At 63.8% G+C, this 14390-nt stretch carries 12 protein-coding genes; 1 reads left to right on the top strand and 11 read right to left on the bottom strand.

The features are described 5' to 3' along the window. Window positions 1-5: 5 nt before the first annotated feature. The 7 genes from KUG43_RS02930 to KUG43_RS02960 all read right to left on the bottom strand — a co-directional run bounded on the left by KUG43_RS02930 (window position 6) and on the right by KUG43_RS02960 (window position 8634). Window positions 6-1127 carry a glycosyltransferase family protein gene (locus tag KUG43_RS02930; RefSeq protein ID WP_216905845.1) on the bottom strand — a complete coding sequence of 374 codons (1122 nt, stop codon included), beginning with the start codon at window positions 1125-1127 and terminating at the stop codon, window positions 6-8. Between the two features lie 16 nt (window positions 1128-1143). Then, window positions 1144-2028, bottom strand: a complete 885-nt coding sequence (locus KUG43_RS02935; RefSeq protein WP_216905847.1) for a glycosyltransferase — start codon at window positions 2026-2028, stop codon at window positions 1144-1146. Further along, entirely contained in the window at window positions 2025-2933 is a 909-nt protein-coding gene (locus KUG43_RS02940; RefSeq protein WP_216905849.1) for a glycosyltransferase family 2 protein, read from the bottom strand. Before KUG43_RS02940 ends, KUG43_RS02935 begins: the two co-directional genes overlap by 4 nt. Beyond that, the gene (locus KUG43_RS02945) at window positions 2926-4143 is read right to left on the bottom strand and encodes a glycosyltransferase (protein WP_216905851.1); all 1218 of its coding nucleotides are present in this window, start codon (window positions 4141-4143) and stop codon (window positions 2926-2928) included. Before KUG43_RS02945 ends, KUG43_RS02940 begins: the two co-directional genes overlap by 8 nt. After that, window positions 4140-5690 carry an asparagine synthase-related protein gene (locus KUG43_RS02950; protein WP_216905853.1) on the bottom strand — a complete coding sequence of 517 codons (1551 nt, stop codon included), beginning with the start codon at window positions 5688-5690 and terminating at the stop codon, window positions 4140-4142. Before KUG43_RS02950 ends, KUG43_RS02945 begins: the two co-directional genes overlap by 4 nt. Before the next feature lie 6 nt (window positions 5691-5696). Then, the gene (locus KUG43_RS02955) at window positions 5697-6617 is read right to left on the bottom strand and encodes a glycosyltransferase family 8 protein (protein WP_216905855.1); all 921 of its coding nucleotides are present in this window, start codon (window positions 6615-6617) and stop codon (window positions 5697-5699) included. A gap of 97 nt (window positions 6618-6714) precedes the next feature. Further along, a complete protein-coding gene (locus tag KUG43_RS02960) occupies window positions 6715-8634 on the bottom strand; it encodes an ABC transporter ATP-binding protein (protein WP_216905856.1) in 1920 nt (639 codons plus the stop codon). A gap of 384 nt (window positions 8635-9018) precedes the next feature. Here KUG43_RS02960 and KUG43_RS02965 point away from each other — a divergent pair, with 384 nt between their 5' ends. Then, window positions 9019-10104, top strand: a complete 1086-nt coding sequence (locus tag KUG43_RS02965) for a TIGR03790 family protein (RefSeq protein ID WP_286194327.1) — start codon at window positions 9019-9021, stop codon at window positions 10102-10104. Here the strand turns inward: KUG43_RS02965 and galE are convergent. The 4 genes from galE to KUG43_RS02985 all read right to left on the bottom strand — a co-directional run bounded on the left by galE (window position 10058) and on the right by KUG43_RS02985 (window position 14333). Beyond that, window positions 10058-11104 (bottom strand): UDP-glucose 4-epimerase GalE, encoded by a 1047-nt coding sequence (galE, locus tag KUG43_RS02970; protein WP_216905858.1) that lies wholly within the window; start codon window positions 11102-11104, stop codon window positions 10058-10060. The two genes, KUG43_RS02965 and galE, sit on opposite strands and share 47 nt — an antisense overlap. Beyond that, window positions 11101-12069 (bottom strand): GDP-L-fucose synthase family protein, encoded by a 969-nt coding sequence (locus tag KUG43_RS02975; RefSeq protein ID WP_216905860.1) that lies wholly within the window; start codon window positions 12067-12069, stop codon window positions 11101-11103. Before KUG43_RS02975 ends, galE begins: the two co-directional genes overlap by 4 nt. Before the next feature lie 130 nt (window positions 12070-12199). Further along, the gene (gmd, locus tag KUG43_RS02980; RefSeq protein WP_216905862.1) at window positions 12200-13324 is read right to left on the bottom strand and encodes a GDP-mannose 4,6-dehydratase; all 1125 of its coding nucleotides are present in this window, start codon (window positions 13322-13324) and stop codon (window positions 12200-12202) included. 280 nt (window positions 13325-13604) lie between these two features. Further along, complete coding sequence (locus KUG43_RS02985) at window positions 13605-14333, bottom strand: Bax inhibitor-1/YccA family protein (RefSeq protein ID WP_216905864.1); 729 nt, start codon at window positions 14331-14333, stop codon at window positions 13605-13607. Between the last annotated feature and the right edge of the window lie 57 nt (window positions 14334-14390).

Genomic DNA, 14390 nt, shown 5'->3' on the forward strand with positions numbered 1-14390 from the left:
CTGCCTCAGGGGTGCCTGAGGGCGCCGATCGCCTCGACAAGGGCGCGGTAACGCTCCTTGGGGCGGATGTGATCGTGGAAGCAGCGGGCGCAGTCCTCCCGCCGGGCGTCCAGGTCGGCTCCCAGGTGGTGGGCAGCCGCGAGAAAGCCGGCGCCATCGTCCACCATCACGCCGCAGCCGAAGTCTTCGACGAACTGAAAACTGACCTGGCGGCTGCAGATCACCGGTACCCCCATCGCCAGGTACATGCACAGCCGGTTCGAGCTGACCCCCATGGCCTGGAACTGGGGTGCTGGATTGGTGTAGACGGCCAGGCCGATGTCGTAGCCGACGGCCGATCGCCAGGCTTCCTGCCATGACAGCCGCTCGGTCTCGATGTGGAGTCGGCCGCCCAGGCTCAGGCGCCGCAGCAGGTAGAGGGCCAGGGGATCCACCCCCAGGGGCTGGATCACGGCGCAGAGGGAGGCGTCCTCGTGCAGCGCGTCCAGCAGCCAGTCGGCACCTGCGGTGAGGTTGAAGCCCCCGGAGATGGCCAGAGTGAGGGCGTCGGGCCCGATTCCCCAGCCCTGGCGGAGCCTTTGACGCAAGAGCGGATCCCGTTGCGGCGGGTTGCGGAAACAGCCCGGGTAGACCAGCACCGGCTGGGCCGGCGGCAGCTCGGCGTAGTCGCGCACCAGGGGCACCCGGTGGCTGTCGTTGACGATCGTGAAGCGCGCCCGCCGGTAGGCCTGCAGACAGAGCCGTTTCCAGCGTTTCGAACGGGGACCCCGGTAGCTGCCGGCGCGGATCTCGTCCCCCAGGACGAAGGAGGGGCGGCGGTGCAGACGGGCCAGCACGCCCACCACGGCGATCGGATCCTCGGTGGTGCCCGAGAAGCAGGCATAGCGGCGCCAGTGGGGACGCCAGGCCTGGCCCAGCAGCCAGCGCATCGAATAGAAGGCCAGGTGGGTGCTGACCCGCTCGCCGTAGGGAGCGGTGCTGCCGCAGGGCCCCGGGGCATAGACGTGGACATCAAACCCGTTCTCCAGCAGGGCCGAGATGATCGCCTCGTTGGGGGGCGAATGCAGCAGCTCCGGCACCAGCAGGAAGTGGGCGGCGATCGGCCGTGGTGGCGAGGGACCGGTCATGGAGGAAGGGATGGGGCTAGAGCGCTCGGGGGGTGCGGGTGGTGCTGAGATCGGTGGGCAACTCCAGCCTGCCGGCGCCGTAGTCGTCCAGCAGGCGATGGGTGTAGGAGCGGATGAACTCCACCGGAAAATCCTTGCGGCCGGGCGTCGGCGCCGGTTCGCTCTTCTCCCGGGCGGCGATCCGGTCATACCAATTGTGGTAGTGGGTGATCGTGCCGTCGAGGCCGTAAAAGTTGCCGAGTCCGTAACGCAGATAGGCCAGCTCGTCACTCCAGACCGCCGGCGGCGATGACGGCGTGAACAGCGGTTCGCTGGCCCGGTTGGAGACGTAGACGTCCATGGGCACCCAGGTGAGCTGACGCCGCTTCAGCTCCATCGGCAGGTGGTGGGTGATGTGGGGCCCGTGGAAGTCGATCTCCAAGCGAGGCCGCGGCCAGCGCCCCTTGCGTCGCCAGTGGAGGCGCCGGCAGCGGCGGAATCGCTGGGTGTGCATCAGCAGGAAGGAGCTCTCCGGCATGCCGGCTCCGAAGGGACGGGTGAGCGGCCCGCAGCCAATGTCCTGGGGTGACACCAGCGCCACCCCATCGGTGAGACGGGAACGGCAGAGGCTGAACCACTGCTGGGAGAGCAGGATCACATCCGCATGCAGCAGCAGGGTGTAAGGGGAGTGGGAGCGGCGCAGCAGGGCATTGAGCGCGTCCGGCTGGCTGCAGGAGCGCTGCACCACCTCGGCGCCCCGCTCCAGGGCCATCGCCACCGAGCGGTCGCTGGAGCCGTTGTCCAGCACGCAGACGCGGGTGGTGAGCCCCCGGGTGGTGGCCTGGAGCGCCTCCAGGCAGTGGGGCAGAAACAGCTCGCTGTTCCAGCTGGTGATGCCGACGAAGAGTTCGGGTCTGGTCATGGTCGGGGGAGGAGCCGCAGGCGCCGCAGCAGCCGCACCGGAAGTTGGCGCTCCAGGGCTGAGAGGCGTTCGCCAAGGGCGGATTTCTCCTTCAGCAGGCGCTGCACCAGCCGGTCGAGCGGCTCGCTGGCCCCATAACGGGCGTAGATGGTGGCCAGTTCGGCTGGAAAGCGTTCCCCCTGGCGCCGGGTCTTCACGGTGGTGTAGTAGCGCATCGCCCCCAGTTTCTCCTGGGTGACCAGGCCGGTGCAGCGCTGGGAGAAGCGCCACCAGAGGTCGTAGTCCATCAGCAGGCTCAGGCCCTCGTCCACCCCGCCGGCCTCCTGCCAGAGGGAAGCCCTCCAGAAGCAGCTCTGCTGCAGCAGGAAGCAGTCGTTCTCGATCGCCAGCAGGGTCTCGGCCGAACCCTCCCGGGCGGGCACGTGGCGCAGAAACTGCTGGTCGGCGCTGATGATGTCGCCGCTGCCGATCACCCAGCGGCCGCTGGGGTCGGTGGCGAAACGCTCCATCACGGTGCGGAAGGCTCCGGGCAGGTAGAAGTCGTCGGAGTTGAGCCAGGCAAGGATCGAACCGGTGGCCCGGCGGAATCCCTTGTTGATGGCGTCCGACTGGCCCCGGTCGGGCTCGCTGATCAGCACCGAGATCCAGGGCCGGTAGCGCTCCAGCACCCCCGGGGTGTCATCGGTGCTGCCCCCATCCACCACGATGATTTCGACGTTGTCGTAGCCCTGCCAGAGGATCGAGAGCAGGGTGTCCTCGATGAAGGCCCCCTGGTTGAGGGTGGGGATGACGATCGAGAACAGCGGCCGCTCCGGATCGGCGTTGAGCCGTTCCGGCACGGCGATCGCGCCCTCCTCGGGCCAGCCGTAGAGGCGGCGGGAGGAGGGCAGGGGCACCTCAACCACGGCGGGGTCTGGCCGCCACGGCCCGTTCCATGCAGGCCAGCAGCTGGGGCGCCACCCCATCGATGCTGGACTCCTGCAGCACCTTGGCCCGGCTGTGAAGACCCAGTCGCCGACGGGTGACCGGGTCTTCGCTGAGCCGGTGCAGGGCGGTTGCGAAGGCCTCCAGGTCGAGGTAGTCGACCGCCACTCCGCAGTCATCGGCGACGAAATCAGCGATGCCACCCCCGTCGCGGAAGCACACGGTGGGTACGGCCGCGACGGCCGCTTCAAGGGCGACCACGGGGTAAGGATCCTCCCGTGAGAGCAGCCCATGAACCGCATAGCGCCGGATCACGCCGATGCCCGTGGGCATCGGCGGCAGCAGCAAAGCGCGGTGTTCCAGCTGCAGCAGACGCAGATCGCGTCGGGCCACGATCACCTCCTCCTGTGCCGGAGAAGCCCCGAGCCAGACCGCAAGGAAGGGCGTTCCGGCAAAGACCCGCTCGCATTCCCTCACCAGCTGGGGGAAGAGGTCGAACCCCTTGCGGGCGATCGCCTGGCCGGCGAACCCGAACACGAAGGTGCCGTTCTCGAGGGCGATCTCAAGGCGCTCCAGGCATGGATCCCTGGCGTCTCCGTCCAAAGAGACGAGGGGCTCAGCCGTCGGACCATGGCCCTGAGCAGAAAAAGGAACGAACTCCGGAATCACTGAGCAGCGATCCAGGGGGAGACCGTGCTGGTGGTGCAGGGACTTCCTTACCCCTTCAGCGCAGGCCACCACCGCGCTGGAAAGGGCCAGCTGCCGGGACACGGCCTCCGCGGTGCTCATGGTCGCGAGCGTGGTTTCGAGCTCATGGGCGTGGCTGAGGCAGGCCGGCCGTGCCGGGTCGGCGTTAAGGCCCCGCAGGTGCTGGCCCAGCACCAGGGTGTTCAGGTAAATCAGATCGGGCCTGTGGCGCTTGACCGCTGCCTCCAGCAGGCCGGCGGGACTGCTGGCTTGCCCCCTGCCCAGCCGGGCCGCGAGCCGCTCAAGAAGGGGTTGGAACAGGGGCTGGCTCCAGGCCACGGTGGGCGCCAGGGCTTCGAACTCGGGCCGAAGGGGCCCATCGCTGAGCAGCACGACGGCCGGATCGATCCCGCACTCGTGCTCCATCAGCCAGCGCAACAGCCACAGCAGCAACAGGGGAGCACCACTGCGGGTGGCCATGTGGGAGACGAAGAGCACCCTCATGGGGCGATCACCTGCTTCCAGAAGATCAAGGTGAGCAGGAAGGCCAGGGTTCGGGTTCGGTCGCTGCCGTTGCGATGGGCGTCGAGGATGCGGGTGAGCAGCCCCGGATCCACCAGATCGTCGATCAGCCCGCCGTGCTCCAGCAGAAAGGTATGCATGCGGGGGTCGCGGTACCAGTCGGCGCTGAGGTCGTAGCTCACGTACCGGGACCGTCGCAGGGGGGGTGTCCAGTAGAGGGGAGGGGCCTTGGTCAGCATGCGGCCCCGGTCGAAACCGTTCTCTTCGGGAAAGCTGAGCAGTTCCGGACAGTTGCGGGCTATGGCATGGCGGTGCCAGTTGGAGCCCAGCTTCCAACCATCGGGAAGATTCCAGATCGCCTCGATCCAGCGGCGGTCGTGGAAGGGGGATCGCCAGGCGCTGGAGGCCCGGTACATGCGGATGCCGTTGGCGTAGAAGTTGGGCACCCGCTGCTCGAAGTAGTAGCGGGTGAGGCCTTCGAGGAAACCTCCCCGACAGAAGCCGGCCAGCCTGGCGGCGCGCTGGCCACGACCCTCCGGCATCAACTGGGCAGCCAGCGGTGGGGCCAAATGACGCAGTTCCTCGGCTGAGAAGCTGAGATGACGCTCCACTTTCATGCGCCAGAACTGGCCCAAGGCGGCTTCGGGAGCCAGAGAAGCGATCCGGCCGAGCCAGCCCCGGTCGAAGTAGTAAGTGCGGGCGAATTCCCCCAGGGTGCCGACGAAGAACGTGGCATCGGCGGGAATCTGGGCCTTCAGCGGATAGAGAAAGGTGTGCCAGTGGCAGGCGGTTTTGGTGCCGTTGGTGAGGTTGGAGATGCTGGGCGCATGGGCGAAGAATTCCTCGAGCTCCAGGTTGATCAGCTGATGGGGCAGATCGAAGCGCCTGGCCATGTGGCGGGCCACCTGAACGTCGGTGGCTTCCTCCCTGCCCATGGTGATCAGATGGGGGCGCAGCCCCTGGTGAAGCATCGAGGCCAGAATCACCCTGGAATCGAATCCGCCTGAAAGGGACAGGTAAGGGTTGGCCCCCGCCAGCCGGAGCACCGCGGCGTTGAGAGCTTCGACGGCGGCATCCGGATCGGCGGGTGCCGGTGGGATCCGGTCGAGAACCGACTCGGTGCGGAGTGCCAGGCGACCGTCGGTGAAATGCAGGATGCTGCCGGGTGGGACCCGATGGATCTCAGGGTGAAGCGTGTGGTTGTCAGTCAGGTTCTCCAGCTGGCAGAGATCGCCGAGGGCCTGCCAGTTCCAGCGCCACTCCAGACCGCTGCGGCGCAGGATCTCGGCCACCCGGTCGCCGTGGAACAGTTGGCCGTTCCGCTCGCAGTAGTAGTAGTGCGTGGCCCCGACGGGTGAGGTGACCACCGTCACGTCTCCGGCGTCTGTCTCGATCACCAGGGTGTATTCCCCTTCGGTGTCCGCCAGGGCGCGGCTTCCCTGGCGCAGGAAGCGTCCCAGCAGGTCCGCCTCTGAGCTGTCGCTGTAGCCGATGCAGGTGAGTCGGTGATCGCCGAGCTGGATGGTCATGGTTCCCTATGGCTTCAGCTTGTTGAGGATCTGCTTGCCTGCGCACTTGATTCGGAAGCGCAATGACCCGAGCCGATCGCCAAGTGACGGCGTGGGGATCCCCTCCAGAGGCAGGCTCGCCCAGGGGGTCTGCTGGCGAATCTCCAGGTAGCGCTGGCGCCAGGGATGGGTGCAGAGATGGTGCCAGGGTTTGGCTATGCCAGAACCCGCGAAGTGGATCACGGCGGGGCTGACCCGAGCCGCCTCTGCTTGCCGGCCAAGGGCGGTGCTGGCATCGGCGTATTCAGGATGCATCCAGAGATGGGGCAAAGCATTGAATCGCCAGTCAAGGGGCAGCCAGCGGGCTTCAAGCAGGGAATTGAGCACATCCTGGTCCCAGTGCTTGATTCGCTCGGGGTGGGTGCGTGCGAACTCCAGGCCCGTGGCCAGGATGTTCTCCCTGCGCCAGCGGCCCAGATCAATCAGCATCGCCCCGGCATTAAAGACCAGGGAACCCTCAGCAAGGCCGAGGCGATTGCGGTCAAACTCCTGATTGTGTTCCTCCACTGCAGCGATGCTGTTGTCCCCAAGGGCCGATTCCCAGAGTGCATGAAGCGAGTCGACCACGATCAGATCGGAATCCAGATAAAGAACCTTCTCCACTGCATGGGGAAGGGCAGCAGGCAGCAGCAATCGGAAGTAGGTGGCCAGAGTGATGTGGCCGAAGACCGGAAATCCAGCAAGCATCTCCTCGTCGAGTTGGATGAAGGAGACTGAAGGTAGAAAGGCGCCGAGATAGGCCGCTAAGCGAGCTCTTTCAGCAGTATCAATAACACCGTGCAGGATGTAGACGCTGATCGTTTCAGCCGGATTGGAGAGCTGAAGAGATTTCAGCATCACGGCGCAGTGCCGGATGTAATTGTTGTCGATCGTGCAGGCAATGATCATCTGGTGGTAGCCATTGTTGCTGCGTAAACTTGAGGAGAGAATCGGGCCATGGTGTGGTCACCATGCGGGAGGTTCCTGTTGGGCAATAGGCAACTCATCAGACGGGTGTCGAGGCCAAGGATGTCTCGCGAGGATGCTTCGACTGGTCGTTCCAGAGTTTTGCGTAGGGACCTGACTGAGCCAGTAGTTCATGGTGACGACCCCGTTCAACGATTCTTCCTTCCGAAAGCACACAGATGATGTCAGCTGTGACAATCGTACTGAGTCGGTGGGCGATCACCAGCACGGTGTGTTGACGTTCGAATTGCTCAATCGCTTGCTGGACCAGGCGTTCACTCTGGCTGTCGAGAGCGCTTGTGGCTTCGTCGAGGATCAGGAGCTCGGGTTTCCGCAGAATGGCCCTGGCCAGGGAAATTCTCTGGCGCTGTCCACCACTGAGTCGATAGCCACGTTCACCGATCTTGGTGTCGTAGCCCTCGGGGAGATCAGCGATGAACCCAGCAGCTTGAGCCTTGGTTGCTGCCTCAATGATGTCTTCTCGGGTGGCGTCATCGACGCCGAAGGAGATGTTATTGGCGATGCTGGCGTTGAAAAGGAATGTATCCTGGCTGACGACTCCCAGCCGATTCTGCCAGCTGGCCAGATTGATGGCGCGAAGGTCGACACCATCGATCAAAATACATCCTCCGGTTGGATCGTAGAGCCCAACAAGAAGATCAGCGATGGAGCTCTTGCCGGCACCACTGGATCCCACAAGAGCAACAGTCTGACCACGGCCGATCCTGAGTTGGATGGAGGAAAGAGCAACTGGAAGATCAGGGCTGTAGCGCAGCGAAACATCGTCCAGGACGATCGCATCACGAAGGGTTGTGAATGGTTGGCCTCCGGTACGGATGAATTGCTTGTCCTCATCGCTGAGGATGAGGTTGAGCCGCTCCACACTGGCGCTGTTAGCGGCATAGCTGGTGGCCAGGCCTGTCAGTGTGCCGACGCGCTGGTTGAGTCTCTGCAGGGCGATGATGAAGGTCACAAGGCTTGGCAGGACACCACTACTACGGTCCTTGAACACCAAAAGACTGAGCGCAGCAATCAGAGCGATGGAAATGATTGGCAGCATGTTGGAAATCGGCTGCACAATGTTCGAGAGTTTGCTCTGGCGGATTGAGAGCCTTTTACTTTCATCCAGAAGACCCTTCAGTTTTGTTCTCGAGCTTTCCAGCTGGCCAGTGCTGTGGAGCAATCGCAGACCCTGGATCTGCTCGTTTTGATGGCTGGAAAGCTCCACGCTCACCTGCTGTTGTTCCCGTGAATTCCTGCGAATGGGTGGCAGCAGCAACTTCTGAACGAATTGCATGGCGGCGGCCATGCCAAAGGCCACTAGCAGCAGCCAGGGAGAAATGGCCACGAGGATGGCCAGGTAGATGAGCAGCTGCAGGCTGTTCATCAACAGCGCGTTGGCCAGGGAGATTTCCCTCTGCACGGTGCCGCCACCGGACCCTACGTAGTCCAGTAGGTCGCCAACTCGGTACCGGCTGGCGCACGGGAAACTGAGTGACAGCACCCGATCGTTCAACTTGCCGGTGATTTCGGCGCCAAGTCGGGACCCCAAGACCGCCGTGCTGACGCTGTTCACATAACTGGTCGCCGCCATCAGTCCCTGCAGCGTCACGGCGGTGGCGAGGAGCAGCACGAAGATGGCGTCACGTCCAGCGCGGGTGCTCAGGGCACCTTGGATGGAGTCTTGAAGCCAGGGGAAATGACCCAGCGAGCCAAGCAAAGAAACCTTGCTCCAATCACTATTTTCTGGAGCACTGATTAGGCTCACGGACAGGAAAATGATCCCGAGCGTGGCACCTTCGCTGAGACTGGCCGCCAAGCTGGTGGCAAAGTTCAGTGAGAGCAGCTTCCAATAGCGTTTCGCTGAGCGCCTGATCAGTCGCGCTGCTGGTCGCTGATCGGTGAACGGAGCGATCAGAGAGTTGGGAAGTTTTCTGGCGATGCGATGGAGAAGCGGCATCAACGGCGTGGCGGAATGGGAGCGAATCGAATTAGGTCAGGAATCAGGTCTATGGCTGATTGTTGCCATTCATCGGGGGGGCGGATGGATGATTGGCACAGGGATGGGTGCAGTTGATCCGTGCTTCTGATCAGAACACCTGATCAGAAGCACTCCATCAGGAGAACGGAACACAGCTCATTCATGATCAACGTAGGGCTCGACGATCTCAGTTCAAATCTAGGCCGTCAATGGGAGAGTGCATGAACATGGTCCAGCTCCCATCGGTTCCGCCAGGGTGTGACTCCTTCCGCCGCCAAGGCTGTTGCGGCCCCCCATCCTATGGCTGGTAGGCCCTCAAGAAGACTGCTGCTGCAGCCAAGGCGCAACCAGCTGACAGGCGGGTTGACGCTGCTTCTGCTGATGACCCTCACGGCCAGTGGGCGCCTTGGGACCGGCCCACGGATCACCAACGCCGATGCTCCCTCTCAGGGCCCCCTTGACCATCGACATCTGGCGATCATCGTCAACTCCGCCGATCCCCTCAGCGAGGCCATCGGACGGATGTATCAGGCCGCCAGGCTGATTCCCCCAGGGCAGGTGATCAGGGTTCGTTTTCCTCCCCGCACACCGGAGCTGAGTCCGGCCCTGTTCCGGCGCATCAAACGCAGTGTGGACAGCCAGACGCCCAGACACGTTCAAATCTATGCCCTGGCCTGGGCAGCTCCCTACCGGGTCGGCTGCCAGTCGATCACCAGCGCCTTCACCTTCGGCCTGGATTCACGGTTCTGTGCCGATGGTTGCCGCACCACCGCCCTGAGTCCCCTGTTTGCCCGTGGCGATGTGCGCCGTCCCTGGGCTCAGCTGGGGATTCGGCCCAGCATGTTGCTGGCGGCGACCAGTCCCGTGATGGCCAGGCGTCTGATCCAGCAGGGTGTGGCGTCGGACGGTACGGCACCTCCGGGGACGGCCTATCTGCTGAGTACCAGGGACGCCAGGCGCAACACCCGGGCCGCCGGCTATGGCCGGGTCGTGGCGACCATGGGATCACGGTTTCGGGTCAGGATCGTCGCTTCCGATGCCCTTGTGGGAGCCCAGGACGTCATGGCTTACTTCACCGGATTGGCCTTCCCCGTGGGGATCCGCACCAACCGCTTCCGGCCGGGTGCGGTTGCCGACCATCTCACGTCCTTCGGCGGGATGCTGACCGACAGTTCGCAGATGAGTGCGCTTCGCTGGCTTGAGGCCGGTGCCACCGGGAGCTACGGCACCGTGGTGGAGCCATGCAATTTCCCTGCCAAGTTTTCCGATCCCGGCCTGCTGCTCACCTACTACCGCCGTGGCGACACCTTGATCGAGAGCTACTGGCGCAGTGTGGCGATGCCTGGCCAGGGGGTCTTCATCGGTGAGCCACTGGCCAGGCCCTGGCCAGTGCGCGCGGAACTCAAGCCTGGTGACGTCGCTGGTGCCAGGCCCAGGCATGCTCAATGATCGTTTCCAGTTCCGGGTAACGGGGCCGCCATCCCAGTTCCTGATGGGCCCGGGTGGCCCCGGCCACCAGCTGGGGAGGATCACCCTCGCGACGTTTGGCCACATGGGCCAGCAGACCCCTGCCAGTGACGGCCTTGGCGGTTTCGATCACCTGCTGGACGGAGTAGCCCGTGCCATTGCCGAGGTTGTAGATCAGGGGCCTGCGCTCCGTCTCCTCCCGCTCCCGCAGTCGCAGCAGTCTTTCCAGGCCCAGAACATGGGCGTCGGCCAGATCGGCCACGTGGATGTAGTCGCGGATGCAGGTGCCATCCGGGGTGGGGTAATCGTCGCCGAAGATCTGCAGGTAGGGTTCCCGCCCGCTCATCGTGTCGAGCACCCTGGGGATGAGGTGGGTTTCCGGGTCGTGGTCCTCACCCAGGTCGCCGTCGGGATCGGCACCGGCGGCGTTGAAGTAGCGGAAAATCACACTGGGCAGGCCGTAGGCCGTTGCGAAGTCGGTGAGCAACTGCTCCACCATCCACTTGCTGCGGCCGTAGGGGTTGATCGGAGCCTGGGGATGGTCTTCGGTGATCGGCACCTGCTGGGGAACCCCATAGGTGGCGCAGGTGGAGGAGAAAACGATCGGTAACGGGCGCTCGGTGGCCACCAGGGCCTCCAGCAAGGTGAGGGTATCGCCAAGGTTGTTGCGGTAGTACTTGGCAGGATCGCTCACTGATTCGCCCACATAGGCATAGGCGGCGAAATGGAGCACTGCCTCGATCGGCTTGCCCTCCAGCGCCGTCCCATCAAGGGCGGGGTGGCGGCCACGAAGCAGGGGCTCGAGCACTTCACGGTCGCCCACCTGCCCCAGAACCAGGGGAACCTTCAGAGTTTTTTCGACGATGTCGGCATGGCCGTACACCAGGTTGTCGAGAACCACGGGTTGGTGACCGGCCCGGGTCAGGGCCCTGACGGCATGGCTGCCGATGTAGCCGGCGCCGCCGGTGACGAGGATCCTCACAGCCGCACCTCGGCGCCGCTGGCCCGTTCACTGACGAACTCCGCCACGGTGCGTCGCAATCCCTCCTGCAGGGGGATCTCTGATCGCCAGCCGAGGGCGGCCAGGCGGCTGACATCCAGGAGCTTGCGCGGGGTGCCGTCCGGTTTGGAGGTGTCCCAAGCGATTCGGCCGCGGAAATCCACCGCCTCGGCCACCATCGTTGCCAGGTCCTGAATGCTCACGTCGGTTCCTGTCCCCACATTGATGTGTTGTAGATCCTCGGCGCCCGGTTGCCAGTGGCGCAGGCAGAACAGCGCTGCGGCCGCCAGATCATCGACGTGGAGGAACTCACGCCGTGGCCGGCCACTGCCCCAGCAGACCACTTCTTCGGCGCCGGCTTCACGAGCCTCCTGGAAACGGCGGATCAGGCCGGGAAGCACATGGCTGTTGGTGGGGTGGTAGTTGTCGCCAGGCCCATACAGGTTGGTGGGCATCAGGCTGATCGCGTCGAAGCCATGCTGCTGGCGCAGGGCACGGCACAGCTGGATGCCGGTGATCTTGGCGATCGCATACCACTCGTTGGTGGGCTCGAGGGGCCCCTGTAGCAGGGCCTCCTCCCGGATGGGTTGGTCGGCCAGCTTGGGGTAGATGCAGCTGCTGCCCAGGAACAGCAGCCGACGGGTTCCATGCCGCCAGGCACTCTCGATGACGTTCTGCTGGATCTTGAGGTTGTCGAGCAGGAAGTCGGCGGGATAGGTGGCGTTGGCCAGAATTCCGCCCACCCGCGCCGCTGCCAGCACGACGACATCGGGCCGCTGGTCGGCGAACCACGCCGCCACCGCCGTTCCGTCCATCAGGTCGAGTTCCGAGCGGCCTACCGTGAGCAACTTCTGGTGGCCTTCCGCCTTCAGGCGTCGGGTGATGGCCGAACCGGCCATACCGCGATGGCCGGCGATGAAGATCCGATCGTCCGGTGAAATCAGCATGGGAAAAGACTCAGGCCCCTGGGCCGTTGCGCGAGGTGGAAAATCGCTTGTGAAGGTACCGTTCCTGCCGTGAGTCGCTTCGGTGAGGGCTGGTCAAAGACCTGACCATAGCGGCGTTTCGGATCACGTCTCACGGCGCGGTCTTGAGTCCGACCTGGGGAGGATTCTCCATGGAGCCGACGACCTTGAAGCCCTCCCGGCGCAGGGTGGCCTCCTTGGCGGCTTCCTCCTTGTCGGTGGCAACCATTTCCGCCACCAACTCTTCCAGGGTGGTGGTGGGCGTCCAGCCCAGCCGTTCCCGCGCCCGGGTCGGATCCCCGAGCAGGGTCTCCACTTCCGCGGGGCGGAAGTAGCGGCGGTCGATGCGCACCACGGTGGCACCGGTATCGCGGCGGGCGCCCGTCTCTTCAACCCCCGTGCCCTCCCAGACAATGCCACCCCAGCCCAGTTCCTCGGCGGTGAGTTCGATGAACCGTCGCACCGATTCCTGCCGGCCTGTAGCGATCACGAAGTCTTCAGGCTGATCCTGCTGCAGCATCCGCCATTGCATTTCCACATAGTCTCTGGCGTGACCCCAATCGCGCAGGGAATCAAGATTTCCCATGAAAAGACCCTGGTCAAGGCCTGCATCGATTCTCGCCATCCCTCGAGTGATTTTCCGGGTCACGAAGGTCTCACCCCGACGCGGACTTTCGTGGTTAAAAAGAATTCCGTTGCAGGCATACATCCCATAGGCTTCCCGGTAATTGACCGTGATCCAGTAGGCGTAAAGCTTGGCGACGCCGTAGGGGCTACGGGGATAGAACGGCGTGGTTTCTTTCTGGGGGATCTCCTGGACAAGACCATAGAGCTCGCTGGTGCTGGCCTGGTAGATGCGGGTTTTTTCCGTCAACCCGAGAATGCGGACGGCCTCCAGAATGCGCAGGGTCCCTAGGGCATCCGAGTTGGCCGTGTATTCAGGGCTTTCAAAACTCACGGCCACGTGGCTCTGGGCCCCGAGGTTGTAGATCTCATCCGGTTGAATCTGCTGAACAATCCGAATCAGATTGGTGGAGTCCGTCAGATCTCCATAGTGAAGAACCAGTCGCGGATCGCGCTCGTGGGGGTCCTGGTAAAGGTGGTCGATCCGGTCGGTGTTGAAGCTGCTGGCCCGGCGCTTGATTCCATGCACCACATACCCCTTCTCCAGGAGCAACTCCGTCAGGTAGGAACCGTCCTGACCGGTGATTCCGGTGATCAGAGCCGTTTTGGTCATGGGGTTGCCTGTGCAGTCAAGGGTTGGTGTGCCACGGTTGCTCTTCAGAGGTTCTGGGGCCACAGCTGTGACGCCATGCCTGTTGTGCCCGTTCAGGCCCGGCTGGAGTTTAGCCGGACAGATGCATGGCGTCCGAAATTGCCTGAACCGATCGGGATCCAGGTGGCGGAGCGCGACCCGTAGAGCATCGCAACTGACTCCATGGCCAGCTCAAAAAAAGGACCTCTCCATCGTGGAGAGGTCCGTGAGAGTGATCAGGTGGAGTGTGATAATCCGCTTCTCAATCGCGCCTGCCGCCGCCCTGGAGGGCAATGATCAACCTGAGGATGAAGATGAAGAGATTGATATAGGTGAGATACATGCCGAGGGCACCGGCCAGGTACTGGTCGTCCCTGTAGCTGCGGGGCATCGTGTAGAAGTCGACGAAGGCCGCTCCCACGAACAACACGGTGCCGAAGCCGGCAATCATCAGCTCAAAGCCATTGCCTCCGAAGCCGGGGATGAAGATGCCGCCAACCAGCTGCACCACCATGGCGATGAGCAGGCCGACGATGCCTAGGCCGACCACGCCGCTGAGGGCCTGGCCGAGGTTGTCGCTCATGTTCCGACCCACCACCGAGGCGATCACAAACGTGATCCCTGTGGCCAGGGCCGCTGTGCCGATGGCTCCGATGCCGGCGGTGCCGATGGCCATTGCCACGATGCCGCTCAGGGTGAAGCCGGTGATCAGGCTGTAGGTGGCCAGGATCGGCAGGGCGGTGCCGTTGTTGCCCTTCATCGCCGCGTTCTGGGCCACGAAGAAGAGGATGAAGTTGCCGATCAACGCCACCCAGAACAGGGGCATGAAGATCGGGTTGCCGATCATCGTCAGGCCGCCGACAACGCCGGCGGCGGTGAGCACCATGCCGCCGCCCACGTAGGGCAGAGCCTTGTTGACAACGTTGGGACCGATCAGGGCGCCGGATTGGGCCTCGCGGATCGCTTCCTGGAAATTGCTTCTGGCCGGCATGGCGCTGGCATTTCAAACTGGTTCTATCTTGCCAGCGGCCCCAGGGTTACGGAGAGG

Origin of the sequence: Synechococcus sp. CCY 0621 (genome assembly GCF_019038465.1) — a bacterium.
Classification (GTDB): Bacteria; Cyanobacteriota; Cyanobacteriia; order PCC-6307; family Cyanobiaceae; genus Cyanobium.

Excerpts from the sequence above, each read along its gene's own strand:
- KUG43_RS02930 (WP_216905845.1), bottom strand. The coding sequence starts at position 1,127 with ATGACCGGTCCCTCGCCACCACGGCCGATCGCCGCCCACTTCCTGCTG.
- KUG43_RS02935 (WP_216905847.1), bottom strand. The coding sequence starts at position 2,028 with ATGACCAGACCCGAACTCTTCGTCGGCATCACCAGCTGGAACAGCGAG.
- KUG43_RS02945 (WP_216905851.1), bottom strand. The coding sequence starts at position 4,143 with ATGAGGGTGCTCTTCGTCTCCCACATGGCCACCCGCAGTGGTGCTCCC.
- KUG43_RS02950 (WP_216905853.1), bottom strand. The coding sequence starts at position 5,690 with ATGACCATCCAGCTCGGCGATCACCGACTCACCTGCATCGGCTACAGC.
- KUG43_RS02955 (WP_216905855.1), bottom strand. The coding sequence starts at position 6,617 with ATGATCATTGCCTGCACGATCGACAACAATTACATCCGGCACTGCGCC.
- KUG43_RS02960 (WP_216905856.1), bottom strand. The coding sequence starts at position 8,634 with ATGCCGCTTCTCCATCGCATCGCCAGAAAACTTCCCAACTCTCTGATC.
- KUG43_RS02975 (WP_216905860.1), bottom strand. The coding sequence starts at position 12,069 with ATGCTGATTTCACCGGACGATCGGATCTTCATCGCCGGCCATCGCGGT.
- gmd (WP_216905862.1), bottom strand. The coding sequence starts at position 13,324 with ATGACCAAAACGGCTCTGATCACCGGAATCACCGGTCAGGACGGTTCC.
- KUG43_RS02985 (WP_216905864.1), bottom strand. The coding sequence starts at position 14,333 with ATGCCGGCCAGAAGCAATTTCCAGGAAGCGATCCGCGAGGCCCAATCC.